This window comes from Planctomycetia bacterium, from assembly GCA_034440135.1.
Taxonomy (GTDB): Bacteria; Planctomycetota; Planctomycetia; order Pirellulales; family JALHLM01; genus JALHLM01.
In genome coordinates, this window is sequence record JAWXBP010000261.1 from 1 (window position 1) to 3,907 (window position 3,907).

Here is a 3,907-nt window from a genome sequence, read left to right on the forward strand (position 1 = left end):
CAGTTCGTCCGACCCGAGGGAGTCAGCTACACGACCGCGAAGGATCCAGCCCGTCAGGAAACGGAGTTCATCCGCAGTACGGATCTGTGGTTCCGTCCCATCGAGACGCGAATCGGACCCGACGGCGCGCTCTACTTGGTCGATTTCTATAATCAGGCCGTCATTCACAACGACACGCGCGGGCCTCAACACGGTCCGGCCAACGCCGCGGTCCGTCCCGATCGCGACCACTACTTCGGCCGGATCTGGCGCGTGCAGCATCAGGACGCCAAGAAACTCGACGTGCCGAAGCTCGACCGCGGCAACCTCGCCGCGCTCGTCCGCACGATTCAGACCAGCCCCAACGCGCACGTAAAGAAGACTGCGTGGCGCCTGGTGCAGGAAAATCACGGGAGCGCCGGCGCAAAAGCGCTCGCCGACTTAAACAAGCCCATCGGCAGCAAAGCCGAAGCAACCTATGCGCAGGCCCGCCAAGCCACGACTCCGGCGCAGCGTCAGGCTCTGCTCGCGCAGTTCACGCGCGCCGACGACAACTGGACCAAGTCCGCCTTGCTCGCCGCCGCCGCCGAAAATAGCGCCGCCTTCCTCGCCGAAGCGCTCAAAAGTCCGCAACCCGCGACGTTGTCTACGTTTGTTTCAGCCTTGGTCGGAACGGTGCAGCCGAACGAGGCCGCTTCGCTGGTGCAGGCCGCCGCTGAGGCCCACGCCGACGCGAATCCGCTCAAAGTCACCTTGCTTCACGGCCTCGCCCAACTCGGCAGTGAACTGCCGCCGATGCCAGCTACCACGACTCAGCACCTGCGGACCTTGATCCAAAATCCGGATACAGCCGCTGCTGCCCTTCCGCTCGTGGCCAGCTGGGACAAAGCCGGAGCCCTTGCGTCCATGATGGGCGAGTCCGTGCGCCGCATGCTAACCGAACTCGAAGGTGCGACGACACCAGACGTCCGCCGCGCCTCCGCTGCCGCCGCACTGCTGGCCCTGCCCAAGAGCCGGCCTGACGCCCTCGCCAAAGTCGGCGCCATTCTCTCCGACGCGAAATCGTCGGAAGGATTGCGCACACCGCTGCTCGCGTCGTTGGGCGAACGCCCCGGCAGCGATACCACGACGATGTTGATCGGAGCTTACACCGCGTCGAAATCCCAAGGGGTTTTCGATCAACTGCTCAAGCGCGCGGACTCCTCCCGGGCGCTGCTCGCGGCGTTGAAGGCGGGTCGGATCAGCATCGCCGACGTGGGTGTCGGCAACGTGGCGCGTCTTCGTACGCATCCCGATCGCGCCGTAGCGCGCGAAGCCGGCGACGTGTTTGCCACGCTGAGCCCGGAAGCCAAACAGAAGGACGATCTCATTGCTCGCTTGTTGCCCGAGGTGGAAAAGCCGGGCAACGCGGCAAACGGCAAGATGCTCTTCACCGCCGCCTGCGCCGTGTGTCACCGCTACGGCGACGTCGGCACCCGCGACGTCGGCCCGCCGCTCGCCGGCATGGGCGCCCATGGCCCGGCCGAGTTGTTGGTGCACATTGTCGATCCGAACCGCGAAGTGGAGCCAAGTTTCTGGCAATGGAACATCACTACGAAAAAAGGTGAGACCTTCGTCGGAGTGATCACCAACGAGAACTCCGCCACGGTGACGCTCCGTAACCAAGGTGGCGATACGGAGATCAAGAAGGACGATATCGCGAACCGCGAGAACACGCGCCGCTCCCTGATGCCCGAAGGACTCGAAGGGCTCGGCGCCGAAGGGATTCGCGACGTCCTCGCTTACATGACAGGCAGTGACCAGCCGTTCCGCGTCCTGGACCTGCGGGCCGCGTACACGGCAGACAGCCGCCGCGGCATGTTCCGTAAGGGCGAACTCGACTCGCCCGAAGACGGCGTATCGCTGCACAAATTCGGCAACGTCACTGTGGCCGGAGTTCCCTTCCAGGTGATGGATCCAGCCAAGTCCGTAAATGGCCGCAGCGTGGTCGCGCTCAAAGGCGGCCCGGGCAACACGAACTTCTCGGACGAGTTTCCCCGCCGCGTCGAAATTGACACGAATGTCACCGCCGCGAGTTTGCATTTCCTCGGCGGCGTTGGCGCGTGGGCCTGGCCCTACGGTGGCGACGCAGCCTTGGGCCAACCCGCGATGAAGGTGATCGTCCAGTTCGCCGATGGCTCGAACGAGGAACACGTCCTGAAAAACGGTGAATACTTCGCCGACTTCATCGGCGCGACCGAAGTGCCGCGCAGCGCCAACGCCGGTGATTTTACCCGGCGCGGACAGCTCCGCACCTTTGCGCTGAATCTCGGTAAGAAATCCGCGTTGAAAAAAATCGTGCTCGAAAGCTTCGATAACGACATCGTGCCCGTCACGGTGGCTGTCACCGCCGGCCTGACTCCGGCGAAAGTTCCGACTGCAACATCGGCCGCCGCAACAATGGTCGGTCAGGCCGGCACAGCGGGTGTGACCGTTGCGGCGACCGCGGATCTCCAGCCCAAAGAAGGCGGCCGGGGTGACGGGCCGCTGCCCCCAACCGAGCCCGTGAAATGGGAAGCCGGCAAAATCAAAGTGCTCCTCATCGGCGGCGGCAGTTCGCACAAGTTCGCCCAGTTCTTCGGCGCCTCAAACAGCGCCACGCTGCGTGCCGCTGGCTACACCGTCCACTACACCGAAGACCGCGATCAGGCGGCGGCCGAGCTCGCCGGTGCGGACGTTGCGGTCATCAGCGTAAACCGAAAATTCTTCGATACACCGGCGTATCGCAAAGCGGTGTTCGACTTCGCGGCCGCCGGCAAAGGACTCATCATGCTGCACCCTGGCACGTGGTACGGCTTCGCCCAATGGCCGGAACTCAACGCGAGGATCGTCGGGGGCGGCGCGCGAGGGCATGACAAAATCGCCGCCTTCACGGTCAACGCGGCTCAGCCTAACCACCCCGTGATGAAGGGCGTTCCAGCGAGCTTCCAGATTGAGGACGAACTGTATTATATGAACGCTGAGCCGGACAAAATTCCTCCCGGCACCTCGCGCATCACCGTGCTTGCCGAGACCTCGCCCAGCGTGAAGTTCAAACTGCCCCACCCGGCGGTCTGGATCACGGAGCACCCGCAGGCACGTATCGTCGGCATCACGATCGGTCACGACGAACGCACCCACGAACATCCGGCATTCAAGACCCTGCTCGCCAATGCCGTAAAATGGGCTTCCGGCAAACCGTGACGCGCCCGCATCGGCAGCCGGGCGGCAGTTATGCCAAACGGCCCCTGCGGCCGCATCGCCTATCCTCCTGATCGCAAGTCAGGGACAATCCCGCGATCTTTCAACACCACTGACTGAATGAATGCGTCGGGGCGCGTTAACGGCGCTCCGACACCTCTCCTGACCATGCCCACCATTGCTGTTCTCGGCACGTTTGATTCCAAGGGTCCAGAGCACGCGTTTGTGGCTGACGCGCTTCGTATCCAGGGATTCAGCACACGATTGATCAACGTGGGCTGCCTGGATGCGCCGACGATTTCCCCTGCCGTGGGTGCTGAGATCATCGCCGCCGCAGGTGATCCGGAATGGCGAACAATCTTGACGCGCAAGGATCGCGGCGAGTGCGTCGCGCTCATGGCCCGCGGAGCTGCCCGCGTCGTGAGCGAGATGGCGACGCGAGGGGAAATTGACGGCATCATTTCACTTGGCGGCGGCGGCGGCACGGCGATTGCCACGGCCGCGATGCGCGCGCTGCCCATCGGGTTTCCCAAACTCATGGTTTCCACGTTGGCGAGTGGCCAGACTGCGCCGTACGTTGGGACTTCGGACATCGTGATGATGCCGGCAATCGTTGATGTATCCGGCATAAACCGCGTATCGCGTACCATCTTCTCGAACGCCGCCGGAGCGATCGGGGGAATGGTTACAGCTGCCGCCAGGCGTCGCA

The 3,907-nt window shown here is 63.6% G+C and carries 2 protein-coding genes; both read left to right on the top strand.

Going from position 1 to position 3,907, the window contains the following annotated elements; genetic code table 11:
- On the top strand, positions 1 to 3,201 hold a 3,201-nt coding region (locus SGJ19_16205), incomplete at its 5' end, for a ThuA domain-containing protein (protein ID MDZ4781797.1).
- 165 nt (positions 3,202 to 3,366) lie between these two features.
- Positions 3,367 to 3,907 (top strand): Tm-1-like ATP-binding domain-containing protein (locus tag SGJ19_16210; GenBank protein ID MDZ4781798.1); only part of this gene is annotated, 541 nt, incomplete at its 3' end.